This window comes from Pseudanabaena sp. UWO310, assembly GCF_006861605.1.
Lineage (GTDB): Bacteria > Cyanobacteriota > Cyanobacteriia > Pseudanabaenales > Pseudanabaenaceae > Pseudanabaena.
The window spans coordinates 1-24,184 of sequence record NZ_SELU01000078.1; the positions used below are offsets into that span (position 1 = coordinate 1).

The 24,184-nt window shown below is 43.6% G+C and carries 23 protein-coding genes; 10 read left to right on the top strand and 13 right to left on the bottom strand.

The features are described 5' to 3' along the window. Nucleotides 1-621: 621 nt before the first annotated feature. The 4 genes from PseudUWO310_RS23725 to PseudUWO310_RS20115 all read left to right on the top strand — a co-directional run bounded on the left by PseudUWO310_RS23725 (nt 622) and on the right by PseudUWO310_RS20115 (nt 2,492). The gene (locus PseudUWO310_RS23725; RefSeq protein WP_263363473.1) at nt 622-753 is read left to right on the top strand and encodes a hypothetical protein; all 132 of its coding nucleotides are present in this window, start codon (nt 622-624) and stop codon (nt 751-753) included. A gap of 442 nt (nt 754-1,195) precedes the next feature. After that, the gene (locus PseudUWO310_RS20105; RefSeq protein ID WP_223805773.1) at nt 1,196-1,420 is read left to right on the top strand and encodes a hypothetical protein; all 225 of its coding nucleotides are present in this window, start codon (nt 1,196-1,198) and stop codon (nt 1,418-1,420) included. A 138-nt stretch (nt 1,421-1,558) separates the two neighbouring features. Next, on the top strand, nt 1,559-2,026 hold the full coding sequence (locus tag PseudUWO310_RS20110) for a hypothetical protein (RefSeq protein ID WP_143122248.1): 468 nt from the start codon (nt 1,559-1,561) through the stop codon (nt 2,024-2,026). Further along, nucleotides 2,013-2,492, top strand: coding sequence for a hypothetical protein (locus PseudUWO310_RS20115; RefSeq protein ID WP_143122249.1), 480 nt, complete (start codon nt 2,013-2,015; stop codon nt 2,490-2,492). Before PseudUWO310_RS20110 ends, PseudUWO310_RS20115 begins: the two co-directional genes overlap by 14 nt. Nucleotides 2,493-2,605: 113 nt before the next feature. Here the strand turns inward: PseudUWO310_RS20115 and PseudUWO310_RS20120 are convergent, their stop codons facing one another. The 3 genes from PseudUWO310_RS20120 to PseudUWO310_RS20130 form a co-directional block, all read right to left on the bottom strand. Next, nucleotides 2,606-3,700, bottom strand: a complete 1,095-nt coding sequence (locus tag PseudUWO310_RS20120) for a metal ABC transporter solute-binding protein, Zn/Mn family (RefSeq protein ID WP_143122250.1) — start codon at nt 3,698-3,700, stop codon at nt 2,606-2,608. A gap of 49 nt (nt 3,701-3,749) precedes the next feature. Beyond that, nucleotides 3,750-4,907, bottom strand: a complete 1,158-nt coding sequence (locus PseudUWO310_RS20125; RefSeq protein ID WP_143122251.1) for a molecular chaperone DnaJ — start codon at nt 4,905-4,907, stop codon at nt 3,750-3,752. A 74-nt stretch (nt 4,908-4,981) separates the two neighbouring features. Then, nucleotides 4,982-5,956: an N-acetylmuramoyl-L-alanine amidase gene (locus PseudUWO310_RS20130; RefSeq protein WP_143122252.1), complete on the bottom strand. Its 975-nt coding sequence runs from the start codon at nt 5,954-5,956 to the stop codon at nt 4,982-4,984. A gap of 207 nt (nt 5,957-6,163) precedes the next feature. Here PseudUWO310_RS20130 and PseudUWO310_RS20135 point away from each other — a divergent pair, with 207 nt between their 5' ends. Further along, nucleotides 6,164-6,517 carry a DUF6464 family protein gene (locus PseudUWO310_RS20135; RefSeq protein ID WP_143122253.1) on the top strand — a complete coding sequence of 118 codons (354 nt, stop codon included), beginning with the start codon at nt 6,164-6,166 and terminating at the stop codon, nt 6,515-6,517. Between the two features lie 85 nt (nt 6,518-6,602). Here the strand turns inward: PseudUWO310_RS20135 and PseudUWO310_RS20140 are convergent, their stop codons facing one another. The 3 genes from PseudUWO310_RS20140 to ppc all read right to left on the bottom strand — a co-directional run bounded on the left by PseudUWO310_RS20140 (nt 6,603) and on the right by ppc (nt 11,546). Beyond that, nucleotides 6,603-7,196 carry a porin family protein gene (locus tag PseudUWO310_RS20140; protein ID WP_223805774.1) on the bottom strand — a complete coding sequence of 198 codons (594 nt, stop codon included), beginning with the start codon at nt 7,194-7,196 and terminating at the stop codon, nt 6,603-6,605. Between the two features lie 237 nt (nt 7,197-7,433). Next, the gene (locus tag PseudUWO310_RS20145; protein ID WP_009628086.1) at nt 7,434-8,480 is read right to left on the bottom strand and encodes a Gfo/Idh/MocA family protein; all 1,047 of its coding nucleotides are present in this window, start codon (nt 8,478-8,480) and stop codon (nt 7,434-7,436) included. A gap of 138 nt (nt 8,481-8,618) precedes the next feature. Further along, on the bottom strand, nt 8,619-11,546 hold the full coding sequence (gene ppc / locus PseudUWO310_RS20150; protein ID WP_143122254.1) for a phosphoenolpyruvate carboxylase: 2,928 nt from the start codon (nt 11,544-11,546) through the stop codon (nt 8,619-8,621). Between the two features lie 603 nt (nt 11,547-12,149). Here ppc and PseudUWO310_RS20155 point away from each other — a divergent pair. Next, nucleotides 12,150-13,370: a UbiH/UbiF/VisC/COQ6 family ubiquinone biosynthesis hydroxylase gene (locus PseudUWO310_RS20155; RefSeq protein WP_143122255.1), complete on the top strand. Its 1,221-nt coding sequence runs from the start codon at nt 12,150-12,152 to the stop codon at nt 13,368-13,370. Between the two features lie 216 nt (nt 13,371-13,586). Here PseudUWO310_RS20155 and PseudUWO310_RS20160 read toward each other — a convergent pair whose 3' ends face one another. Then, nucleotides 13,587-13,919: a hypothetical protein gene (locus tag PseudUWO310_RS20160; protein ID WP_143122256.1), complete on the bottom strand. Its 333-nt coding sequence runs from the start codon at nt 13,917-13,919 to the stop codon at nt 13,587-13,589. 194 nt (nt 13,920-14,113) lie between these two features. On the opposite strand from PseudUWO310_RS20160, the gene PseudUWO310_RS20165 reads away from it, so the two are divergent. Further along, entirely contained in the window at nt 14,114-15,343 is a 1,230-nt protein-coding gene (locus PseudUWO310_RS20165; RefSeq protein WP_143122257.1) for an FtsW/RodA/SpoVE family cell cycle protein, read from the top strand. A 48-nt stretch (nt 15,344-15,391) separates the two neighbouring features. Beyond that, nucleotides 15,392-16,684, top strand: a complete 1,293-nt coding sequence (locus PseudUWO310_RS20170; protein WP_143122258.1) for an MFS transporter — start codon at nt 15,392-15,394, stop codon at nt 16,682-16,684. 132 nt (nt 16,685-16,816) lie between these two features. On the opposite strand, the gene grxD is transcribed toward PseudUWO310_RS20170, so the two are convergent. The 3 genes from grxD to PseudUWO310_RS20185 form a co-directional block, all read right to left on the bottom strand. Further along, nucleotides 16,817-17,128, bottom strand: coding sequence for a Grx4 family monothiol glutaredoxin (grxD, locus tag PseudUWO310_RS20175; protein ID WP_009626997.1), 312 nt, complete (start codon nt 17,126-17,128; stop codon nt 16,817-16,819). A gap of 132 nt (nt 17,129-17,260) precedes the next feature. After that, nucleotides 17,261-18,280 carry a late competence development ComFB family protein gene (locus PseudUWO310_RS20180; protein ID WP_143122259.1) on the bottom strand — a complete coding sequence of 340 codons (1,020 nt, stop codon included), beginning with the start codon at nt 18,278-18,280 and terminating at the stop codon, nt 17,261-17,263. Between the two features lie 322 nt (nt 18,281-18,602). Further along, on the bottom strand, nt 18,603-19,214 hold the full coding sequence (locus PseudUWO310_RS20185) for a DUF3318 domain-containing protein (RefSeq protein ID WP_143122260.1): 612 nt from the start codon (nt 19,212-19,214) through the stop codon (nt 18,603-18,605). A 144-nt stretch (nt 19,215-19,358) separates the two neighbouring features. Between PseudUWO310_RS20185 and PseudUWO310_RS20190 the strand changes: the two genes are divergently transcribed. Beyond that, nucleotides 19,359-19,760 carry a DUF1824 family protein gene (locus tag PseudUWO310_RS20190; RefSeq protein ID WP_055076019.1) on the top strand — a complete coding sequence of 134 codons (402 nt, stop codon included), beginning with the start codon at nt 19,359-19,361 and terminating at the stop codon, nt 19,758-19,760. Between the two features lie 216 nt (nt 19,761-19,976). On the opposite strand, the gene PseudUWO310_RS20195 is transcribed toward PseudUWO310_RS20190, so the two are convergent. Together PseudUWO310_RS20195 and PseudUWO310_RS20200 are read right to left on the bottom strand one after the other, a co-directional pair. Beyond that, nucleotides 19,977-21,425 (bottom strand): carotenoid oxygenase family protein, encoded by a 1,449-nt coding sequence (locus PseudUWO310_RS20195; protein WP_143122261.1) that lies wholly within the window; start codon nt 21,423-21,425, stop codon nt 19,977-19,979. A 303-nt stretch (nt 21,426-21,728) separates the two neighbouring features. Further along, the gene (locus tag PseudUWO310_RS20200) at nt 21,729-22,037 is read right to left on the bottom strand and encodes a DUF5340 family protein (RefSeq protein WP_009627002.1); all 309 of its coding nucleotides are present in this window, start codon (nt 22,035-22,037) and stop codon (nt 21,729-21,731) included. Between the two features lie 170 nt (nt 22,038-22,207). Here PseudUWO310_RS20200 and PseudUWO310_RS20205 point away from each other — a divergent pair, with 170 nt between their 5' ends. Then, nucleotides 22,208-23,878 carry an S-layer homology domain-containing protein gene (locus PseudUWO310_RS20205; protein WP_143122262.1) on the top strand — a complete coding sequence of 557 codons (1,671 nt, stop codon included), beginning with the start codon at nt 22,208-22,210 and terminating at the stop codon, nt 23,876-23,878. Nucleotides 23,879-23,963: 85 nt separating this feature from the next. Here PseudUWO310_RS20205 and PseudUWO310_RS23425 read toward each other — a convergent pair. Next, nucleotides 23,964-24,184, bottom strand: a 221-nt coding sequence (locus PseudUWO310_RS23425) for a hypothetical protein (protein WP_223805775.1), incomplete at its 5' end; no start/stop codon positions are given.

Consider the following 24,184-nt stretch of genomic DNA (forward strand, 5'->3'; position numbering starts at 1 on the left):
CTGACTTACTTACCTATATCTCAAGTATTTGTTATCGATCTATGGATATATTGAGAAGTCATTTCCAATCGTAAATTTCTACTAATTTTGCTACTGATATTTAAGCTTAGTTGTTAGGGATGGGGGAGCATCCATACATAGGTATTCCTTTGTTCTATTTGGGATTAGACAGTAAGCTAAGTTCGGGTTAAGCTGGCAAAAAAAGCCCAAAAGATGAGTGACGGCGCTTCGCGCCGTCACTCATCTTTTGGGCTTCATGTTCTATGCAAACCTTACGTTGCTATATGGTTCGTCAACAATTTTTGCATAAATGTATATAACATATGTATTTATGCAATATAATTTATACATATTATATATGTATAAAACCTGCTCTGATTTGGTGGTATAGACTCGAAAGAAGAGCTATTGGTGCTCAAGTTAGAGGTTCTAAATACATATAAATACATATTTTTGGGCTTAATCGCTTATGTAAGCAAGGAGAATCAAATGTCTAGGCAAGATTTTCAGCAGGAACCTCAAAAACCCCAGAAACCTCGCCACAATTGGCTATTCAGATGGTCGGGTCGATTAATAAAGTATTTTTGCTTGCTTGTTCTTGGTTTTGGTCTTGTAACCCTTATGGCGATTGCTTTGGGCTTTTTGCCTGTGATTCATTTCGTGTTTCCTCTCATTTCTCAGATCGCTAGGTTTGCGGCTACTTTTCTCCTTTTCTTGGGTGCGATCGCAACAATTATTGAGGGATTGCGATAAATTCCTGAAAATTGCCTAGATGAATACAGGGGTAAACCTAGGAGGTGCAGGAGAGGTATGAGTTTCTAGCTCTTCTGGTATCTATATAGAGCTGTCGCCAAGTGTATTAGGACATAAACCCCAAGAATTGAGTGGCGGCGCTTCGCGCCGCCACTCAATTCTTGGGGTTTGATTTGTCCTCATTCAAGTGACTGTAGCTATAGTATGAAAAATTTGGTGGAGATAAATTTATTTAATACACAAAAAATATGTGTTATAATAATTTCTCCGAAAGGTTAAGCTCATGTAAATCTAAGGTTAAGCGAACATGCGATCGCTTAAAACTAAAGAGACAAATATATATTTATATATAGGTAATATATAAATAATATATAAATAATATGTAAATATATTTTTGGTGATGCTTTTCTTTTCTATGGCAAGTATTCATGTGATTGTTAATATGTCTAACTCCCCAAATCCAAAAAGAAAGAGACTAAATCTCGACCTAAGTAATAACGACTACGAAATATTACAAAAGATCTCCGACGAATCAGATAAGAACATGTCTGAAGTTTTACGAACAGCCTTGGCAATCTATAACATTGCCCAAGAAGAGAAAAAAAAAGGTCGTGAACTAGCCATTATCGAAAACGATGAGATCAAAAAGATAATTGTCTCTCCATAATATGAAGTCTCTAATCAAGATCGGAAACTATGGGAATCGGTTTGGGAATTAATTGTAAATAGGCTTAAATAGCTACAAGTTTATCTCAACCTTCCTCTATTGAATTTGTGTTAATAAGATCACCTTTTGTAAATTACTATGAACGCTGACTCCTCAGAAGCAATCACTCAAACCAAGCATAAACAACTGGATCTGAGCCTTTCTCAAGATTTTCAAGGAGCAATGCAAAAGACCGTGGACAATGCGGAGGGGGAAGTTGCAGATATCTTATATAAAGCCATCGAGACTTATCAATTGTTTCCAGTTAAAGCCCGTAGCCGAATACCTAACCTTGGTCAATCAGTCAATAAAGTCTATCGATTTTATCTGCCTACCCCAGCTAGTGAAGAGCAAGTAGTGGAATTTAGACAAAATGTGGAATTTATAAGACGAGCGAATCCTGAGTGGGAGATTAGTCCAGAATTACCTGAAGATGGGGAAGCGGAAGTTGTAGTGATGATTTATAGCGGGGATGGTAACTACTTAAATAGGCGTGCTGATTATGTAATCAATCAGATTAATCAATCATTAACTAGTTTTTTACAAGGTGGTTATGACGAATGCTAAATCTCAAGACGATAATCCCGAAAAAAATAGCTCTTCAGCAATTGATAAGACTTTTACTGGAATAAAACCCATTGTTACCACAGTAGAAAGTTCTACTTTACCTATCCAAATGCCCACCATATCGCAGGAGTTATTTGAGATTTTGGCTGAAAAAGATGCTTTAGGGTTATTAAAATTTTGTCAAAGCTATGACGAGAAACGATTTGAGTTAGCTAAACAGAAGGAAGAAAATAGACATCAGGAAACTATTGCAAAGGAGAAGTTTAAGCTCGAAAGCCAAGCATCCAGTGAAAATATAAAAAAGATAGCATTAGCTGTCGGTCTGGCATTTTTTGCTCTAGTGTTAATTTATTCAGGCTTATGTGGAAATCAAGACTTGCCAGAGAAGGTATTTACTCTTGCTGTTGGTGGATTTGGTGGAGCTGGTGTTGCGAATTCACTAAAGAGACAAGAGGGAAAAAATTAATTTCAATTTCTGGCTTTAAGACGAGACTGGACAGATTAAAGCCCCAAGATACAAGTGGCGGTGCTTCGCGCCGCCACTTGTATCTTGGAGCTTATGTCCTATGGTAATGGAAGTTATTTTAATTGGAATGGTTTGTACTTGCCTCCCAATCCCTCAACGATTGTGCGAGTATTAGAGACTAACATTCCTGTATAAGTCTCTGCTTCGCTTCCCTTTGAGCCCAAACCATCGGCATAGATTTCCCGTTCTGCTACCTTAACATTTGCTTCTTTGGCAACAGCGCTAATCAATTTGGGATTGATCGATACCTCAGCAAAAATTGTTGGAACTTGGCTGGACTTGATTTCATCCACCAATTCCTTGACTCTTGTGGGGGTGGGTTGTTCTTCGGTGCTAATACCATTCAAAGCTCCTTCCACGGGGATTCCATAGGCTTTAGCATAGTAGCCCAGAGCATCATGGGTGGTGACTAGTTTACGGTTACTGGGGGGGATTGTTGCGATTTGATCTTTGATCCAAGTATCAATCTGGTCTAATTCATTAACAACCTTAGCCGTATTTCGAGCATAGGTATCAGCCTCCTCTGGACGGAGATTGCTCAAGCTTTTGCTAATGGCTTGCGCAATTTTGATGCCATTTTGGGCGTTGTGCCATATATGGGGGTCGGTTTCTTTTTCGAGTTTGCGATTTTCTGGTTTGACATCTTTTGCCTTGCTGTGGTCATCTCCCGCTTCCGCCAGCAAAGGATTGGTTACTGCTAACTCATTCACGGCAACTTTGGGGGCGTTGTTAGAGCTAGCTTTGATTAACTTGATCAAATTTGGCTCAAAGTCATAGCCTCCATAGAGAATTAACTTCGCTGAGTCGATCGCTTTGCGGTCTTCGGGTTTGGGTTGATAAAGGTGCGGATCGGTGCCAGCTTCAATCAGACACTTTAAAGCGATCGTTGAACCTGCAATTTGTCTGGTAAGATCGCAAGTAACGGTATTGGTCGCAACTACTAAGGGCAAATTTGAGGGCAAATTTGAGGGCAAATTTTCTGATGGGTTTGTCGCTATGGGGGATTGGGGTTTAGGGGGTTGGCTAGAAGTCGTGATACTACAAGCATTGATACTAGCGACAATAGCCATCAATGTGGCGATCGCTGAAATCTTGATCCCTTTGTTGGCTTTGAATTTGGCGATCGATCTTGTTGATTGGATAGGCATAGCGGCGAGATAAAATGATAATCATTATCGATAATTATTATCGTAATGCCTAGGAACGCCAAAAAGAAACCTTTTCCAGTAAATCAGTGATCCAGCCTTGCTTTTGAGTGGGCTTTTGAGTGGGCTTGGGCTTGGGAGAGTTGCGATCGCCTTTGCTATTGTTTTTGGTAACCTTGCTTTGATTGAGCTTTGGATCGGTTAATTCCAGAAGATGCTCTAGGGCTAGAGATTCTTGAGGGTTGATATAGAGCGATCGCTTAAAGCTTGCCTTCGCCATTTCTGGCTGATGGGTATTTGTGTAAACCACGCCTAGTAGCGCCAGACATTTACTATTGTTTTCATCCATTCTTAAGATAGCCCGCAAATCTTGGAGAGCAGTTTTCCAATTATTTTGCAAGATATGGATTTCACAGGTTTTGATGCGTGCATCGATCATTGTCGTATCAATTGCTGTTTCTGACTGAATTATGGTCTCATCAGAATTAGCTGTCAAATTACTGGTTGGCTGTGGGGATGCAGATTGTAAAGTCGAGGGCTCTTGAGTTGAGGGCTCTTGAGTTGAGGGTTCTTGAGGTGAGAATGAATACTGGAGTCTATAGCTGTAACTGGGCTTTGAGGGTGGCGGCAGAAAATTTTGGGTATGGGGTTTAGGGCTTGTAGGCTTTAACATGGGGGCAAGAACTGGGGGCATATTCGCCGCTCCATGCTGATAGCCTTCCTTGTAGAGGATGTAAACCAGATTTAACTCGCTGATCTGTGCCGTAAGATCTAGAATCTGCGGAAGCGATTGATATTGTAATTTCGCGATCTCCGTAACCAAACGCTCGTAAACCTCGTCGCTAGGGGAGAGCATTAACTCGCAGGCGCTCTCTGAATGAATCTGGATATTACGAGACCTCAGCATTAAGCGTTTGGCAAGTAACTTAAATATTTCTTGATAGGCATGGCGATCCTGCTCTTTCATCAAGGCGTTGTAGGCAGGGTTGACTAGTTTTGCGAGATATTGGGTGGCGATGGCTTTGTCATCTGCCGAAAAGCCATATATGTCAGGATGTAAAATTCGGGCTATTCGCAGATATACATTGCGGATATACGTAGGATCGCTGACAATCGGAAAACCTAGCGCCGCGTAATAGTCATGGTTATATTGACTAATCCCGCGATCGAAGCGGATAAACTGAAATTTTGCCTCCTTGGGCTGGTTCATAATGATGTGGGAAAATTGATCGACCAATCACCACATATACCAATAAAGTCAGAAAAAATAGAGCGCTATTTGCCTTAACTTGGGAATTTTCTGAGGGTAGAGCAGCCGATCTCAATTTCATTGGTTCGGGGATAGGCAGTTAATAATTTTTTAAATAAATTAAAATCAAAACTGCGCGGATCGATCCGAGAGCCAGAGCGATCAATGATTTTATGGGTAGTAATTCGCTCTAGGGGGACATTGGTTTTGGCAACTAGCCATGCCAGCGATTGATATTGAGCTTCGGTATATCCGCTATGGGTATAGTCCTCATTCATGCCATCTTCAGGAGTCTCGAGCGAAATGTGATAGGCAAAGTTATTGACTGAACGGGGATAGCGCGGATTGGTTTGTACTGCTTCCTGCCCTAACGCACTTACAAATTCAGAGTCACCTGCCCCAAAAGCCCGTTTATCGGGGGGAACGAGGTAGATAACCGAGCCATCAAGGGCGATTAAGGTGTGATAACTTGCCTGAATATCTTCATCGGTATGGAATTCTTGAAAGAAATTGATCGTACCGTTCGTAGAACCCACGGTTTCATGAAGGACGATAATGGGGGCATAGTTAGCAGGTTTGCCCGATAGATCCTTCAGATAGCGATCGCCATAGTTAGAGGCTGCCGCCAAAGCCACAATTTCTCTAGGACTAGTGGTGATCGCCTTCTGAGAAGCGATCGGGGGCTTTGATGTAGTTACGGATTTCCGAAAGCGCTCTAAAGTAATGGGAATAGAAGTTAATGCTGCGGGTAATGATGGTTCAGGTGGATTGGCTGGTGGTTGGACTTCACAGCCCAAGACTGGAGCGGATTGATTGATGGCTGCTGAGAAGTAAATATCTTGGGGTGCTTGAGAAGAAGCGTTTAGAGCAACTTTATTCCGATTGTTATTATGATTTTTAGCCGACTTGAAGGTAGCGATTCCATTGGTTTTGGCTGGCTCAGCCGAGAGAATTAAGCCTACTAAGGTGAGTAAAAAGATGGCGATCGCTACTAATCGTTTGAGTTGCATAGGGATTCAATGATTCTGAAATTAAAACTTTGAAATTAAAACTTTGAAATTAAAACTTCAAAACTAAGTAGCTCAGCATAATTAAAATCCAGATCTAAAACCTGTAGCGCAGCGTGCGTCGCAGGTTTTAGGGTTTTGTATTTAATTAAGCCCCCTTATAAACAAAATTAGGCGATCGCCACTTCTTATAATTAAGCAAAAAACTCTATGGAAATACTAGCAGTGCCGACAGAGGTTTGCACTCTTCATCCTGAAAACACCTTGGGAAAAATATATTTAGATTGGATGCCCCAACCGGGTGACTATATCGACCTAGAAGGCAAAACCTATAGGATTTTAGAGCGCCGCCATCGATATCAGTTTCGTAGAGGAAAATATAACTTGTTTAGAGTTGTGGTGTATGTGCAGCCAGCTCCAGAAAATTTAGATAGAAGTTTGATCGATGGTCGTTGGATTATTGGCGATGCAAATTGTCGCTATAATGCCCTTTCAGAATTGATTCGCTGTGCGGTTAATCCAAATGGTCCATGTGCAGGATGTCGCCTTTGGGAAGTTAGATAAGCAGCTTTAGCCACTTGGGTTAGGAAATCCCAAAATAGAAGGTTGGCGCGAAGCGCCAACCTTCTATTAAATACAAGGGATGGACTTAGAATTGAACACCAACACCAGCTTGTAGAGAAGTGCCTGCGGAACCATTGCTTTGTCCGTTGAAGGGAATTACCGCATTGGTATAGAGGAGCGTACGCTTGTTGAGGCTAACTTCTACTCCTGGTTGCAAAGCAAAGGCAGTTTGATCGCCCGTTAAGCTGCTATTGCCACCAACTTTAAACGAAGCGCCTGCACCGAGATAAACATTAGTGCGATCGCCTACGGGCAAATCATAGGAAACTGTAGGAACGATCGAAGTACCGCCATTACCAAAGAGAACTGAACTTCTTGCGGAAATTGGCGATCCATCAAATTTATAACGTCCAGCTAAGTTTGCTCCAACAACAGAAGGATTAGTTGCGAAGCTTTGGACGGAAATGCCAGCACCCACATAGCTACCTGGTTGAGTTACTTCTTCGGCGGAAGCGATCGCACTGAAAGAGGTAAGAACAGAAGTAGCGATCGCAACACCTAAATAGATTTTTGTAAGAGATTTCATGAGCTTTAGTTCCTGCATTGATTTGTTGTGAGATATGCCTATTTTGACTGGAGAGAACGGGCATAGTTCCCAAGGTTCCCAAAAGACTAACATGCTTGTAATCCTTGTGTAGAAAGCTAATTGGCTTTTTGAGAGACTTCTTTCCCTTGAGAATCATGCTAATGGGTGACCGTCAATCTCCAAAAAGAGAAGGTTGGCGCATCGCGCCAACCTTCTCTTTTTATAGCAATTCACTGAAGTGAGACAACAATTTTGTAAATTGGTATAACCTTAGAACCTAGAAGAGCGTACCGCCCGTGTAGCGGGCGGTACGCTCTCTGTTTTGTTTTTTTAATAGCTCCCTACGGTTGCAACCTCGCGCAGTTGTAAATCGCAACTACGCCATACTTGACCATCAAGGGCGGTTTGCTCGATTAAACTCGCCAGTCTCAGTGTTTTCAGGGCTTGATCGCCACCGACTGATGGCTGCTGTTGGTCGCGCACACAGGATACGAAATGCTCTAACTCGGCATGGAGTGGCTCAATATTGCTGGTATAGACCTTTTCGATAAAGCCGTCCTGACGATAGAGGACTTGACCGTAGTCCGTCGTCCAATTCGCTGTAGTTTGGCGATGAATTAAAATTTCGTTATTGAGAAAGTCCGACTCGGTTAAGGAGTTTATGCAGTGGGCGGTAATTTTACGCTTTTTGCGATGGGTAACTTTACTCGCTGTGAGGGTTGCAATTACGCCATTTTCAAAACCGATGGTGGCGGTTACATAGTCAAGATAGGTAGACTCTGGAGAGACTCGATTGCCGTGGGCCGAGACCCGCACAATTCCCGAAGAAACTAACTCCAGAATCAGATCGATATCATGGATCATCAGATCGAATACGACGGAAACATCATTGGCTCTCTGGGAATAGGGGCTCATGCGATCAGCTTCGATCGCCAAAATAGTCTCATGCTTTAAAACTTTGCTTAGTTCTTGGAAAGCAGGGTTAAAACGTTCGATGTGACCAATTTGGAGAATGCGGTTTTGCTCGGTAGCGGTTTTGACTAAGGATTCGGCTTCTTCGATGGTGGCAGCGATCGGCTTTTCGATGAGGACATGAACGCCAGCCTTAAGACAGGTAGTGCCGACATCATAGTGCAATCTGGTGGGAACAGCGATACAGACGGCATCGACTAGGGGCAAGAGGTCGCGATAATCCTCAAAAAAAAGCACACGGTGCTTGCTAGCAGTATCGCGTCCACGCTCTACGCTCACGTCGGAAACGCCGATAAGTTGTGCATCTTTGAGCAAGCTGAGCACCCTTGCATGATGCTGCCCCATATTACCGATACCTATAACACCAACCCGAATGGGATCGTGGAAATTACGATTGGGGCTCATACTCCTCACACACGCTCAATAAACACGCTCAGTTTGTCCAAAATCGTAACATGGAAGCATAACGCTTTGCTCTTTGTCTAAACCCAAATAGTTTTTCAAAGCCTTGAAAAGTAAGGCTTTGAAAATTTTAAGGATCGATCAGCCTGTATTCCGCATACCTGCGGCAATACCGTTAATGGTGAGTAAGGCTCCCCGCAATAGTTCATTTTTGGAGTAGCGCGATCGCAGATCGACGGTATCGGGACGGTGCTGGCGCAGGCGCTTGAGTAATGATGCTTGAATGAATCCCAACGGAACGATCGAGCCATTACGTAACTGTACCGATCGCTGGAGGTCGCGATCGCTATCCAACATTTGTTTTTGTCCCGTAATTGATTGGATCACCGTAAGAGTACGTTGATACTCCTTGAGAATCTCGGCAAAAATATCGACGAAGGCCTCCTCATAGCCTTCTTTCGTCAATTCGCGCATATAGTGATGGGCGATTTGCAGATCGGTCTTGGCTAGGGTCATCTCGACGCGGGAGATCGCTGTTTTAAAGAATGGCCATTTGCTATAAAAATATTGCAAGAGCGAGAGATGACCTTCGGGGTTTTGCTGTAAAAACTCCTCCAGTGCCGCACCAATGCCATACCAAGATGGCAATAAAAAGCGACTCTGCGTCCAGCTAAATACCCAAGGAATTGCCCTTAAACTGCCGAGATCTCGCTTCCCAGCCCTTCGAGCAGGACGAGAACTAATTTGCAACTGACTGATCTCTTCGATGGGCGTGACTTGGTGGAAAAATTCCACTAAATTGGGCTGTTCGTAAATTAACTGGCGATAGACTTGACGCGATCGCACCGAAATTTCCTCCATCGTATCTAGCCAACAGTCGAGGGTATCGGTACTGCTAGGCAGCAAGGCAGCTTGAATTACTGCCGTAGCGATCGTTTCTAGATTGTAAAGAGCAATTTCGGGTAGAGAGTACTTAGAAGCCAACACCTCACCCTGTTCGGTAATCTTAATTCTGCCTTCGATGCTCCGTCCAGGTTGCGCCAAGATCGCCTCATAGGTTGGGCCGCCTCCGCGTCCCACCGAGCCGCCTCGTCCATGAAACATCCGCAGATCGACTTGGTGTTTTTGGCAAACATCTTGGAGCGCACGCTGGGCTTTATAAATTTCCCAGTTACTGCTCAAGAAACCTGAATCCTTATTACTGTCAGAGTAGCCGAGCATCACCTCTTGGAGATGATTGTGGCTCTCAAGGTAGGTGCGATAGAGGGGCAGCTCGAATAATTCGGTCATGATCGGTGGGGCGCTGCGGAGATCCTCCACCGTTTCAAACAGAGGGGCGATGCTGAGGGAGCCTTTACCTGTAGCAGGATCGTAAAGCCCAGCCTCCTTTGCTAGCAGTAATACCTCAAGAATATCGCTGACACTACGGTTCATACTGATCACGTAGTTATTGCAGATTTCGACGGAAAATTCTTGCTGGATATTTGCCACCATCCGAAATGTCTCAATAATTTCGTTGGTCTTATCGCTAAAGTGCAATTTAGCGGGAATCATGGGGCGACGAGTTTTTAACTCTTGGGTCAGCCATGCCACCTTTGCCGATTCGGTCAGCTCATCGTAGGGTTTATCTAGCAGTTGCAGGGTTTCGGCAATTTCGGAGATCGTATTGCTATGCTGTGTGCTCTCTTGGCGAATATCCAGATGTGCAAGGTGAAAGCCATAGACATCAACTTGACGGATTAAGTTTTCAAGGGGTTTCGGGTTGAGTTTTGTTTCAATTAAACTTTCTTGAATTAACTTTAGTTCAGCGAGAAATTCGGAAACATTGGTGTAAAGCTGGTGTTCTTGCCCCTTAGTGGATAGCTCCATTTCTGAGGCTTGCCAGCCACTATGGCGCAACTTCTGATTGCGATCGCGGGTATTTTCCAGACGTTTTTTGACATAGGCGAGCTTGAGTCGATAGGGCTCTTGACGGAACTTGATCGAGTGTTTGGCATAGATCTCAGGTAGATGAATTTGATCATCGCCAAGGGAGTCGAGCAGGGCTTGCGAAACGTCGCTGAGGCTTTGCGAGAGGGAGAGTAAGCGACTGAGCCGATCTACGGAATGAATATATTTATTGAGGACGAGATTGCGTTGGTAGCAGGCGGTTTGCCATGTTACTTCGGGGGTGACATAGGGGTTGCCATCGCGATCGCTACCGACCCAAGAACCAAACTTACAAAAGTCATAGCTGGGTAGTTTGAGTTTGGGGAAAGTTACGGCAATAGCTGAGGCAATGCGATCGTAAAGCACAGGGATCGCATCAAATAAGACCTCTTCAAAGTAATGCAGCGTATAGTCGGCTTCGTCTAAAACCGTGGGCTTAATTTGGTTGAGTTCGTCCGTCCGCCACCAGAGACGAATTTCTTCGGCGATTTGCTCTTGGAGGGAAGCCGCTTCCCAGTTTAAGGCGATCGCTTGGGGGACGATTTCATCGCCCTTAAACCCGATCGTCCGATCCAATTCCTTCAGCATCTTGGCGATCGTCCGCTGTTTCTCGCGAATTGTATGGCGGACAATTTCGGTCGGGTGGGCGGTAAATACTAACCGAATATCGAGATTGTCTAAGATCCTCTGGATTTGGCGTGGGGGCACATTGAGTTTCTTGAGTTCAGGAAATAGCCAGCGAAAAGTGCCCACTGGATATTCGGCTTCGCTATTAATGGGACTAATCCGATAGATGCTAGTTTGCTCCTGCTCATGATCTTGCTCAACAATATTAATAAGCTGGAAAAATAGAGCAAAGGCTCGAGCCGCAGTAGTTGCTTGATGCAGGTCAAGGCTTTCGACCACTTTTAAAACTTCCTGTGCTGGATACTCAGGCGCTTGACCTTCGGGCGAACACATGGCTCGCAATTGGCGCAGTAAATCCACTAACTCTTGACCGCTTTCTCGTAATAGGACGGATTCCCACAAATCTTCGATAAGCTTGAGACGGTATCGCAGACGAGAATTAGCGGCACGCAGATCGCTCTCTATGTTTACTATCTGGACTAATGATGCTGACAGTGCTGCTGGGGAACTCATCCAACTTTCTCCAAAATTTTCTTTCTAATCCAAAATTTTCCCACTTTTAAGACTCACTCTTCTGTTGCTCAGCTAGCAGTTATACCAATTCCCGAAATGGTAGGCAGTTTTGGGGATTAAAAACCGATCGAGTTGGGTTATTAACGTCCATCGCTATCGTGACAATTGGGGCTTAGGTATGATTAACCTCTAGCGAGCATAGGTGTGATTACAGAGCTAAAAATCTTTGGTAGGAATTAAACGTAAAATCTCTATTGTTTTCTATACCATACCAGCCCACCCGTTTGTTAGTTGTAGCGGTTTTTGCTAGGAGGTGAGTGGCGATCGCTCTGGGGCAAGATTACTTGAGATTAGTTAAAAAATGCTTTGTTTTTGCAATATTTCTTTACAAAATGTTGATAATGGTATTTAGCAGGTTTATCTCAACCAAATAATTTAATAAATGCTGACACAAAATAAATTACTAAAACCCATAAAGTTGCACCCCGTAGGGGCGCAACTTTATGGGTTTTGGTTTGTAATTAATTATGCCTAGCTACTTAAGTAATCTGATAAGTAATTTAATAAGTAATTTAACAAGTAATTTAACAAGTAATTTAACTAATGTTTGATGTGCTGATTGTCGGTGCGGGCATGGTGGGTGCTAGCTTAGCCTGTGCGCTAGGTGATAAAAACTGTGCGGCGAACCATAGTCTCAAGGTGGGGATCATTGAAGCCAATGACAACTTTGGACTTGGGGAGTTTACCTCTGACGGTCGTGCGAGTGCGATCGCCTATGGTTCGACGCGGATCTGGGAAAATATCGGTGTTTGGCAGGGAATGCAACGGAGGGGCGTAACCCCGATGCATATAATTCAAGTGTCCGAAGGGGACTTGCCCTATCCAGTCCAGTTGCGCCGTGAAGATATGGGGCAGGAGGCTCTAGGTTACATTGTCGAAAATGCCGTGACCTTGGCTGCGCTATGGGAATTTGCGCGGGAATGTCAAAACTTGGAGTTAATCTGTCCTGCCAAGATTTTAGAGATTGCCTATGGGAGCGATCGCGATGTGATGCGGGTGAAGGTAAGTTCGGACATTGGCGATCAATATCTGGAAACCAAGTTATTGATAGGTGCGGATGGAGGGCGATCGCAGGTGCGAGCCATGGCAAAGATGGAGATATCCGAGCGTCACTACGAGCAGACCTGTATTGTTACTACGATTCAATCGGAAAATTCCCATCAAAATTTTGCTTACGAACGCTTTCAATCTAGCGGACCTTTTGCGATCTTGCCCCTAGGTAACGATCGCGCCTGTGTAGTATGGACAGCGACTAAAGAAGAAACTCCGACTTTACTCGCTCTCGATGAAGCCGCCTTTTTGCAAGAGCTAACCCGACGCTTTGGTGCGCCCTTAATGGCAAAGCTCGGCAAGATTAAAGTGATATCCAGCGATCGCGCTAATTATGTGCCCCGTTGGATGCATAGCCAAACCTATATTCAGCCACGCCTAGCGCTCATTGGTGATGCGGCCCATACCACCCATCCGATCGCAGGGCAGGGGATGAATCTTGGCATTCGCGATGTGAATGCGCTAGCTAAGGTGTTAAAAGCCGCCCATCAGAATCACGAGGACTTAGGAGCGATCGCCGTTTTAAAACGTTATGAATCAAAACGTAAATGGGATAACCTCGGCGTGATTTTGTTGACCGATATTTCCAATCGCCTTTTTTCTAACCATAACTGGTTCTTCAAAGTATTACGCCGCTTGGGGTTGCTGATTTTGCAAATCTCTCCGCTAAAGCGTATATTAATGTATTTTATGATGGGATTACATCAAATTTGAGGTGGATGTTCTTGCATTTTGACCCACATTCTACGAACATGAACTAGTTCAGATCGATTCATTCTTAAAGCTTCAATAGTTGCCCGACCAATTGCATTGACACCAATAATTTTTGTGCCATTTTCTCCCCAATTAAATGAATCTAACCATTTGTAAATTTGAGGATGAAACAACGGAGGCGAATTTGTCGCTGTAGATCTACCGAAATATAGACACTCACGCTACTTTTGCATATATTCCTATGTTTTTTAATGTGTATCTAGCTCTGGTTTTGAGAATGTTTAATTGATCTACTTTCATCAGAAGCAGATCTAAATCGTCTATCTCTCTATCTGAAAGGTTATTTTCGCTATTGCGTGTCAACATTTCACTGAGTTGTTGCTGAGAATCAATTGCTAATTTACTTTCTGCAAGTGCTTCTAGTTCGGCAATACTTAAGCCTTGTAATAATTCGCTGTCAACACTTGCGATCAAACGATTGTAGGTTGCGATGTCTAACACCACCCCAACTTTTTCGCCTTGCTGGTCAGTTACATATTGTAAAGACATAGCTTTTGATAGATGGTTGAAAATATAAAAAAATCTAGTACATTCACAATACAAGTACAAAACTATTCGGTCAAGTTGAGTCGAGAATAGACAATAATAATCTTTTACTTTCAGCGATCGCGAAAAATCATGGTTAAAATAACAGCACCTAGCACCTAATGTTCTGCTCTTAACCCATCAGTCCCCCTGCAACCGTGAAACTCCTTCAGATTTTTCAGGTATTTCCATTTTTTGATCGCACCGTCGATAAGTGGGCAACAGAAGCCCGATTACTTCGATGGCTGACTTTTTTATGGTTATTTGCGGGGCTAGCCGTACTTTTTTCCGCCTCCTATCCCGTTGCTGACATTGCCTTTAAAGACGGCACTCTTTACTTTAAATACCAATTGGCATGGGCGGCGATTGGGTTGTTGCTCTTTAATGCGATCGTCCATACGCCCTTACGGTTTATGGTCAAGATCAGCCCCATCTTTCTATTTATTATTTTGGCGCTACTTTATGCGACCCATATTCCTGGGTTAGGGACAACTCGTAATGCGGCAACAAGATGGCTATCGGTGGGATCGAGTTCGTTTCTATTGCAGCCCTCTGAGCTGATTAAACCTTTTTTGATTTTGCAGGCTGCTCAACTGTTTGGTAACTGGGCTAAGACCCATTGGAAGGTTAGATTAGGGTGGCTCATTGTCTTTCTATTGGTGCTGGGCGGGATTCTGATGCAGCCAAGTTTGAGTGTGACCGCACTCTGTGGGATTACGCTGTGGTTGATCGCTCTAGGCGCAGGACTACCAAATTTTCAGCTTTTGGGAACCGCCGCTTTAGGTACTTGTGTGGCGGTAGCTAGTGTCACCTTTCGCGAATATCAACGACGACGGATTATGTCCTTTCTCGATCCTTGGCAAGACCAAGCGGGGGATGGTTATCAACTGGTACAAAGTTTGATGGCGATCGGGTCTGGTGGTTTGTGGGGAACTGGATTTGGTCTATCACAGCAAAAGCTGTTTTTGCCGATTCAATATACCGACTTTATTTTTGCCATTTTTGCCGAAGAATTTGGCTTGTTTGGCGGAATTTGCTTACTTTTATTAGTGATGATCTACGGAACGATCGGTTTAGCGGTCACCTACAAGTGTAAAGATCCCGTGATTCGCTTGATTGCGCTGGGCTCAACTTCGCTGATTGTGGTACAAGCCATTTTGAATGTGGGCGTGGCAACTGGGGTATTACCCACAACGGGCTTGCCTTTCCCTTTCTTAAGTTATGGCGGTAGTTCCACCTTGTCTTGCTTAGTGATTGCGGGACTGTTGATTCGGGCGGCAAGGGAAATGTCTGCGGCGGATGTGATTCCGTTTGTGAAGGCAAAGAGTGATCGCCAAGATCCGAAAAACAAGCAACAGGAAAAAATAGAAGCGTCACGGCGGCGATAGTCTCTACAATGTTGGAGAAAAGCCACTTGAAGCTAGCAATTTTTACTGATGTCTGAACCCGATCTAAATTCGACCGCTGGCTATTTAGCAGTTTTGCGTAATCGTCAATTTTTGGCATTGTGGCTTGCCCAAATCGTAGCCCAGTTAGTTGACAAAGTCGTACTGATTCTATTGATTGCCCTTGCTGTGGCTGAGGGTGGGAGTGATGTCAATACGCGCGAATCATCGATCATGATTGCTATGACCTTACCAGCAGTATTTTTGGGGTCGATCGCAGGGATTTTTGTCGATTGGCATCCGAAGCGGGAAGTTTTAATTTTATGTAATTTTTTACGCGGGGCTTGTATTTTTGCGATTCCCTTTGCACCGCGATCGCTGGCGGTTTTATTGCTCTTCACTTTTATTATTTCGACACTTACCAACTTTTTTGCACCTGCGGAACAGTCGGCAATTCCTTTGATCGTGCCCAAGCAGGATCTCTTAGCGGCAAATGCCCTGTTCACCATTACGGAAGTAGGGTCGCTGATCGTTGGCTTTGCGATCGGCGCACCATTACTCACCTTTACCTTAAACCTTTTCCCGAACGCGACAGCCTATAGTCGTGAAGTTGTATTGGGTAGTCTATATATTGTTTCGGGTTTATTTTTGTTCGCTTTGCCTAAAAACGAAGTTATTCACCCCAAAAAAGTTGGATCGGGAATCTGGACTGATTTAAGAGAGGCTTTTCAGTATGTCAGACATAATCACTTGATTGGTGGGGCAATGCTCCAGATGATTTTATTGTATGCGGTGCTAGGAGCCATGCAGAAGCTATCGCTCAACCTCGCCGAAGTCGTTACGGGCAATCGCCAAGAATTTGGCTCATTTGTGGCTTCCGTAGGGGTAGGATTAGCGATCGGAGCCTTTCTGATCGGTAAATTTGGCGAGAAGATCGTCCATCGTCCCCTACCATTCATTGGCTTTATGGGAATGGCGTTTGGGCTGCTGATGTATGCTTTTGTATCTAATCAATGGGTAGCTTGGCTGATCGGTACTTTTATTGGCATTAATGGCGCTTTAATCGTAATTCCGATGCGAACGGTGATTCAGGAACATACCCCTGAAAATATGCGCGGTAAAGTATTTGGGCTACTCAACAATGGCGAGAATATTGCGGCGAGTTTGCCCCTTGCCGTGATTGCTGTTTCCTTAGATTTTTTAACAGGAATATTTGGTGTTCAAAATGGGGGTAAGCAACAAGTGGGCTTTCAGATCGTGTTAATTGTTTTTAGCTTGATTGTCTTTGGGCTTGGTACTTGGGCTTGGAAACGGACAAGAAGAGCCTTAGAAAATGTTTTATAGCTGTCGCCAGTCAAATTAAAACCCCAAAAGTAAAAGCCTTGCGTAGCAAGGCTTTTACTTTTGGTCTTTGAGAAAGGGTTTTTAAGTTAGGAAATGGCGTAGCCATTGCTTAACTTGGTATGAGGCGATCGCCTATTGAACTAGCTTGGCGAGTTCGCCACGATTGTTTAATTCCATGACGATATCGCAGCCACCAATAAATTCACCATCAATATAAACTTGAGGAAAAGTCGGCCAATCGGAAAACTCCTTTAAACCTTGACGCAGATCCCCATCTTCAAGAATATTTTCAGTTTCATAAGGTTGCCCCAACTTATTAAAAACCTGTACAACGGCGGCGGAAAAACCGCACTGAGGCTGTAGAGGCGTACCTTTGATATAGAGCATGATTTTATTGTTCTTGATCTGGCTCTCGATCTTAGTTTGCAAAATAGGGCTAAGCATATTAGTTTAATCTGGATTCAGTTTGCGAGCAATTTACTACTGTTACTATAGCAATCGTCATAATCCTTTTTCATATCAACAGCCAAAATATGAATGGCGGCGCGAAGCGCCGCCATTCATATTTTGGTTTAGCTAAACATCATGTTTTGCTCGCCAAGTCGGATAGGTGGTTTTCGGAGCTCTCAAGCATTCTTCGACAGTTTCAGCCACATTACGCCATGTAATATCCTCACGCCCAAGCATTTTGCGTAATTGGATGAGCGTATCTTCGAGTTCGAGATTAAATTTCTCAAAGGGTAAAGGGGATAAAGCCCTTTCAGGAGCTTGAATTACTTTATTCAAGGCTTCTTTGACAATACTAATAATTTGGTTTGTCATGTCAGATTTGACTCTTTGGCGCAAACTTTGTAACCCACGACGACTAGTGGCATACATGGGCGGCAACCGATTGAGTACGTAGGCTGCCACATCATCAATGCTAATTTTCTGCTTGATCGTTTCGTCAAGACGTTGGACACGACGCTCGACGATCGCGGCTACCAGACTTTCGAGAATATTGCTATAGCGGTAAACGGTTCCTGACATGTAGGACTCAAAATCTTTAATCTCCGCTGAGATATCCTTTTCGGTTTTGAGTGTTTTTGCACCATTGCCTAAAATTGGTGTGGGCTTGCGGCGCACCGCATAGCTACGCGCTAATAGAGAATTACGGCGGTCAAGGCTGACGTATGTGCCATTGGATAGCCCCTGATAATATCCCGAATCCAAGGCATCGCGGACGGCATCAGGTACGTCTTTCCACTTCAGATACTCTTTATTAAATAATTTGCGTAGTTTCACCAGCGATCGCGCTTGACTGATGAGTTCGTGGGCAGGAATGGGATCGGTCTGCCTTAAAACATCACTCTGAGTACTTAGAAATCCATTGCGGACGGTTTTAGCGATCGCGTTCCCCAACTCTTGATCGGCTTTTTTACGCTGCTGGATCCACCCCCGCTGCGTGGTGGCATACATTGGTGGTAATCGATTGAGTGTATAAGCAATTACTTCACTAAGATCGACTCGCTTTTTTACATCAGCACCTAATCTTTTGTATTGTGATTCTGCTTCTTCGATTACTAATTCTTCTAGTGCATTTCTACAACTGCTCATGGAAAATCCTTACATATTGAGGATTAGGTTCGCTTAGTTTTAGCGTGTTTAATCTATTAAAGGTATAAATGTTAGCACAAAATATCAATTCCTATGTAATTAAAGTTTCCATCCATAGACTTTTGTTTTAATTAATCAATCCAATCAGTTGGCGCTATTCACATTACGATTAATTTTATTTTTCAGTAATATAGTTACTAAAAAATAAAGTTAATTGAAAATCAAATTTCTAGTATTAGACTTTCATGAAAGTTGTTTTTTAAGTTCACAGTAGCAGTTCTAAATAGAAAAGATCTAGCGCCAAAACTCTTGAATCTAAAAATCAGAAATCATTAATTCCCGTCTCGGGAATGGTTGTTTTGGATAAACCTGCGATCGCCCTGAGATTTTGGCAACGAATCAATTCGGTAAACTCTGGGGTATTCCGTCCCGCTAGCTTTGCCGCCGCAGGAATGCCATCCAGTAAAGCTCTAGCCGCTTCAGCTTCTCGGTAACCTCTTCTTTGCGCAACTTCAAGTGCTTCGCGATCCGATTCGATTTGAATTTGTGAACTTTTGTTTTTACGCAAAATTTGATTGATGCCAATTGTGCCTAATAGTATGGCGATCGCTATTCCCGTTATATCTCCTTGGATTGCTTCGACAATTCCACCTGCTAGGGACATGGCTGCTACCCCCTGATAAGCACCTGTTTGTAACCATCTTGTCTGTTGTCGCCAGCTTACTTCATACAATAACAGTAGATCCCTTTGTGGCTCGGGTAACTGTCGCCATAAACGAAAATTTATGAGTATTTGTGCGCCTTTCTGCCATGGCAAGATGGGCAGACTCGCAATCGGTTCGATCTGCTCGGATGTGGATTTAATTGATGTGGTCATGCGCCAAGAGGCAGGGAGGAGATCGCGTAGGCGGGCGATTTCTTCATTGATGTTCATAGGAGTTGGGAGATTATTTTTTCAGGGAGATCGCTTCTAAAAATCTTGCAAGATTCTGCAAGAAAAATATTGTCAGAATTGGTAGTGCAAATTATATGATTTTAGACACCATGAAACTTATGTCCTATCTAAACTTAGCAACCCATGAGCAATAATTTAACTGTCGCTGATGCCGAGCGCGTGCTTTGGGAACTGAGCGACCTAGACGACGAAACGGCAACTTTAGAACGCAGGTCGCAAATTTGCGAAGCCCTAGATTATTTAACTCAAAAGTCGGATTACCATATTTTTGGGATCTGTGCCGATACTACCAAGCAAGCTTTACAAGCCTTAAAAAATTACGCCGATCACTTTCGATACGATTTGCCTGATGCTGACCTACCTGCGATCGCTGATGGGATCTACCTAAAATATAACCCTCGCAGTCGTCGCTATCACTCTGACAACTACAAAGGGCTATATCGGGGAGTCTTGCTATCTTTTCATACTGATTTTACCGATGGCTATAGCGGTACGCATGGACATTTCCCATTAGATCTTTTTTAAGGAATAGGGGGACAAGGCCTCCCTATTCTTTAAAATAACCTCAAAGCCCAAAAGTAAAAGCCTTGCTTAGCAAGGCTTTTACTTTTTAATGCCAGCTTAATACCAATTTCCAAAAGTGTGGCTACACTTTTGGAAATTGAAAACCAAATCCAGTAAGGGTTTTAAAATCACAAAATGGCGTAGCCATTTTGTGATTTGGTATCACTGGAACTGACGTTAAAATACTTGATCGGTGAAGCTGCCATGTAACCCATAGGGGACGTGATGCTTTAAATGTAAAGTGGCGACTGGTTTTCCCGCAATATTTTGAGCGTCAAGAATCACTAAATCGGAGCGATTGTGAGCCGCATCAAAAACTAAAGTCATGATCCATCCATCATCTTCAGCCCCATGACGATCCGCATGACGATCGCGAGGTACAAAAATTGGCTCACTAATAAAGCCCCTTGGCGCAAAACTATGAAACTCTTGCTTGCCAGTTTCTACATCTACTTTGGCGATCGCTTGCAAAGGAGCATTACCCGACTCTTTGGCGATCGCGCCGATATAGGCATAGCGATATTTCTGCCCCATACAACGGGGATTTACCACAGGAAATTCGCAGGAGCGCTCTAATATAAGCTGACGCTTTACCGTACCAAGTTTGGGATTAATTCTAAAGCGGTATAGCTGTCCCGCAACTACCCCGTCAAAATCTATATTCCGAAAATCGGTATTGGGTTCCAGCTTCGGATAGTCAGGATAGCAAACTGAATCGACAATAATCTCATCCCCCTCTTCATACGCATTGCAATGGTGAAACACAAAGCAAGGATCGGTTTCTAGGGTTTGGAGATTGCCTTGGCGATCGACTAGCAAAAACTGACTGGGCGTATTTGGTCTTAACTCAATGCATTCCCCAGCGGTGGCAAAGCCAAAAATAAAGGGCAAAGGTTTAAAAGAAACAGGATTTTGCATAAAAATTCGATAGTTCGGCGTATAGGCAAAATCATGTAAGAAGCAAAATCCCGATACCGTGACCTGTGATTCGGTGGATAATTTGCCTTCGGTATTTACCTGATAGATCGAAATTTTGGATTGTGGTCCAGGTTGTACGCCAAAGCCCCACAAATCACCCGTGTGATCGTCCCTCCTCGGATGAGCGGTGAATACCTTGCCAGCCTCCAATTTGCCCTCAAAATTTTCTAACCCTAAGGTGTCCAAATTTTTGGGATTGAGGGCATAGGGTTGAGCGGCTTCCCAGAGAGCCAGTAATTTGCCCCCTTGATATACCACATTGGTGTTAGCAACATTTTTATTCCGTAAATCAAAGATATTGCGGAGCCACCCTCCCGCCTTTTGCGTGCCAAAGACCCCCCGATAAAGAATCTTTCCCGCTTTCTGCTCCGCTAAAAATTCAGGAGTTTTTACAAACTGATTTGTGAAATGCGCCTTGCCATCTTTGATGGCGATCGCACAGATCATGCCATCGCCATCAAAGGGATGTCCGTACTTTTGCCCGTTAATATCCAGTTGCCCTGGTCCATTGCGAAATAAAGTCCCCTCTAAGGCGATCGGAATTTCGCCTTCAACTTCATCAATCCAATAGGATCTCTCAGTGCGCAGAGACTCATAGCCCTTTTGCCAATCTTCACACGAAAAAGTAGGCGATGCAGTCTGAACCATAGGTAATTACTATCTAAAAAAATACTATTTACAAATAAACCTGCTCGTATTGTAACAATTTCGTCACAATTACAATTTATCCCAGAACACAAAATGGCTTAGCCATTTTGTGTTCTGGGATTAGGACAAACCCCAATCCCAAAATAGAGTTGCGGCACTATGCGCCGCAACTCTATTTTGGGCTTTATATCTTAACTACAATGGCTATAGCTATATTTTGTTAATTGGGATTAGGGCAAAATCAAACCCCAAGAGGATAAGGTTGGCGCAAAGCGCCAACCTTATCCTCTTGGGGTTTGATTTCTATGGAGCTTGGGGTGGGCTAGAAATTTCTTTTAAAGATTTGCCCATCTCTTGCTCTGATTCGCTTAAAGACCAGCGATACGAAACCTGAACACCGTGATACTGACAGAGATCTTCAACCTGTTTCTGTAAAGCAAAAGCCTTTCGCAGGTTAATAATCGCCGCCTGAAGATGTTCTCTTGAAACATTCATCTTTGCCGCTAGATGGGGTTGCTTCATTTCATTGTGTAAGGCTGGCAAGGTCTGGCGCTCTAATAGCTGAAGCAAAAGCTCGTAGTGGATATGGGATGGAACAGGGAGTGAACTCACAAATACCTCGATCGATGCAAAACCAAAGTTAAAACTTAGCTGTATATTTAATTGGAGTTTTTGGGGCTATGCCTCAAATCCCCTCAAGAAACTATTTGAAGTGCTTCGCGTCAAGCTCGACATATCCAAGACTTAAGTTGAGACTTATATAAATTGTAGAGGATAAATTTATGCTGTTTTCACAGACATCTCTGAGACTTACATTTCTTTTTGCTTTTGGACTATCTCAAATCTTGCCCCTAACTGAAGTAGCGATCGCTCAAAATAGCAACTTATCAAGCTCAAGCTCCTTAAATTCCCTACAAATCGCTCAAGCGAACACAATTATTTTTGTCTCTCCCAATGGCTCAGATAACAACTCAGGGTTATCCGCCGATCAACCATTGCAATCCATAACTGCCGCCCTCAAAAAAAATCCTCAGAGTGGGGCAACTATCCAATTAGCCTCTGGGACTTACTCAGCAGCAACGGGCGAACAATTTCCTTTGCTCATCCCAGCGGGAGTTACTTTACGGGGAAATTCTAGCAATCAGGGGCAAGAAGTTATTATCTCAGGAGGAGGTAGCTTCGTCAGTCCCACCTTCGCGCGTCAAAATGTTTCCATGTTGACCGAAAAAGGCGCACGCATTGAAGGCATTACCCTTACCAATAAAAATACTAGGGGTTATGCCCTCTGGGTTGAGTCAGCACAAGACGTTATCATTACCAACAACACATTTGCTAACTCTGACCATGACGGAGTGTTTCTAACAGGTGTTACTTCAGCCACAGTTAGCAATAACATCTTTACTAAAAATGGTGCAAACGGGCTTTCCGCCGTTGGTGTAAGTTCGGGACAAATTCAGTCCAATACCTTCGATAACACTGGCTTTGGTTTGGCGATCGGTCAAAAATCTCAGGTAGCGGTTATTTCTAATCGCATTGTTAATAACCGTGGGGGCATCGTTGTCTCAAATCTCTCCACCCCTTCATTTCGCAATAATTTCATTGCTAACAATCAAGAAAATGGATTAGTGATCCTAAAAGATCGGAAGGGACAGCCCACAGTCGATCTCGGTACAACTACGAGTCCCGGTCAAAATATTTTTCAAAATAATAAATTAACTGATATCAACAATGCCTCTGGCGTAACCGTCGTTGCGATCGGCAATCAAGTCGATCCTAAACGAGTGCAAGGAGCCGTTGATCTTGTCCAAGCAACATCACCAATTCCTTCCCCCACAACTCCTACAACTCCTACAACCCCTACCCAAGTCACGTTTAAAGATGTTCCCTCAAACTACTGGGCGCAAACTTTTATTCAAGAGCTAGCTAGTAGAAATATTATCAAAGGATTTCCCGACGGGAGTTTTCGACCTAATGAACCCGTTACTAGAGCGCAATTTGCTGCCATTCTGAATCAAGCTATGAACAAGCCAACCGTTCGGAGTAACACCATTTTTACTGATGTCTCTTCAACTAATTGGGCTGCCCCCGCTATTCAAAAAGCCTACACCACTGGTTTCATGTCTGGCTATTCCAGCACGACATTTCGTCCCAACGAAAATATTTCCCGCGTACAAATTCTAGTATCCCTAGCTAACGGATTGGGATATGCACCAGTCAAGTCTACGGATGCAACATTGCAAGCTTACACAGATGCGAGTACTATTCCCACCTACGCCCGTAACAGTGTTGCCGCCGCTACCGAAAATCGTTTGGTTGTTAACTATCCCAGCCTCAAGCTCTTAAACCCCAATCAACCATCTACGAGAGCCGAAGTCGCCGCTTTTGTCTACCAAGCCCTTGTGCGATCGGGGCAAATCCAAGCCGTATCCTCCCCCTATATCGTTAATCAATAATTAATTCAATAATTAAGTATTAAGTAGGCGTTTAAATTTATCTAAAATCTCCTCAACCACACGTGAATATATATTGAAATGTTGCCTACAGGCTCAAAGCATTGCCCACCAATGTTTTGAGCCTGTAGGAGGAGGGAAGGGGAATAAAACTTGGGAGAAAGGTATTGACAGGATTAGAAAAGGTTGCTAACTTAATAAAGCGCTGAAGGGAAGCGGAGCGAAAGCGAAGCAGCCCGAACTGAAAGGAAAAGCGCAAGGAACCTAGACAAAAGAATAGTTTGAAAGCTTTAAGAAACCAATAAACCT

Coding starts and splice junctions, on each gene's coding strand:
- PseudUWO310_RS20155 (WP_143122255.1), top strand. CDS start 12,150: ATGTTTGATGTGCTGATTGTCGGTGCGGGCATGGTGGGTGCTAGCTTA.
- PseudUWO310_RS20120 (WP_143122250.1), bottom strand. CDS start 3,700: ATGCCTATCCAATCAACAAGATCGATCGCCAAATTCAAAGCCAACAAA.
- PseudUWO310_RS20125 (WP_143122251.1), bottom strand. CDS start 4,907: ATGAACCAGCCCAAGGAGGCAAAATTTCAGTTTATCCGCTTCGATCGC.
- PseudUWO310_RS20190 (WP_055076019.1), top strand. CDS start 19,359: ATGAGCAATAATTTAACTGTCGCTGATGCCGAGCGCGTGCTTTGGGAA.
- PseudUWO310_RS20205 (WP_143122262.1), top strand. CDS start 22,208: ATGCTGTTTTCACAGACATCTCTGAGACTTACATTTCTTTTTGCTTTT.
- PseudUWO310_RS23725 (WP_263363473.1), top strand. CDS start 622: ATGGCGATTGCTTTGGGCTTTTTGCCTGTGATTCATTTCGTGTTTCCT.
- PseudUWO310_RS20180 (WP_143122259.1), bottom strand. CDS start 18,280: ATGAGCAGTTGTAGAAATGCACTAGAAGAATTAGTAATCGAAGAAGCA.
- PseudUWO310_RS20160 (WP_143122256.1), bottom strand. CDS start 13,919: ATGTCTTTACAATATGTAACTGACCAGCAAGGCGAAAAAGTTGGGGTG.
- PseudUWO310_RS20130 (WP_143122252.1), bottom strand. CDS start 5,956: ATGCAACTCAAACGATTAGTAGCGATCGCCATCTTTTTACTCACCTTA.
- ppc (WP_143122254.1), bottom strand. CDS start 11,546: ATGAGTTCCCCAGCAGCACTGTCAGCATCATTAGTCCAGATAGTAAAC.
- PseudUWO310_RS20195 (WP_143122261.1), bottom strand. CDS start 21,425: ATGGTTCAGACTGCATCGCCTACTTTTTCGTGTGAAGATTGGCAAAAG.
- PseudUWO310_RS20105 (WP_223805773.1), top strand. CDS start 1,196: ATGTCTAACTCCCCAAATCCAAAAAGAAAGAGACTAAATCTCGACCTA.
- PseudUWO310_RS20135 (WP_143122253.1), top strand. CDS start 6,164: ATGGAAATACTAGCAGTGCCGACAGAGGTTTGCACTCTTCATCCTGAA.
- PseudUWO310_RS20115 (WP_143122249.1), top strand. CDS start 2,013: ATGACGAATGCTAAATCTCAAGACGATAATCCCGAAAAAAATAGCTCT.
- PseudUWO310_RS20140 (WP_223805774.1), bottom strand. CDS start 7,196: ATGTTAGTCTTTTGGGAACCTTGGGAACTATGCCCGTTCTCTCCAGTC.
- PseudUWO310_RS20145 (WP_009628086.1), bottom strand. CDS start 8,480: ATGAGCCCCAATCGTAATTTCCACGATCCCATTCGGGTTGGTGTTATA.
- PseudUWO310_RS20110 (WP_143122248.1), top strand. CDS start 1,559: ATGAACGCTGACTCCTCAGAAGCAATCACTCAAACCAAGCATAAACAA.
- grxD (WP_009626997.1), bottom strand. CDS start 17,128: ATGCTTAGCCCTATTTTGCAAACTAAGATCGAGAGCCAGATCAAGAAC.
- PseudUWO310_RS20185 (WP_143122260.1), bottom strand. CDS start 19,214: ATGAACATCAATGAAGAAATCGCCCGCCTACGCGATCTCCTCCCTGCC.
- PseudUWO310_RS20170 (WP_143122258.1), top strand. CDS start 15,392: ATGTCTGAACCCGATCTAAATTCGACCGCTGGCTATTTAGCAGTTTTG.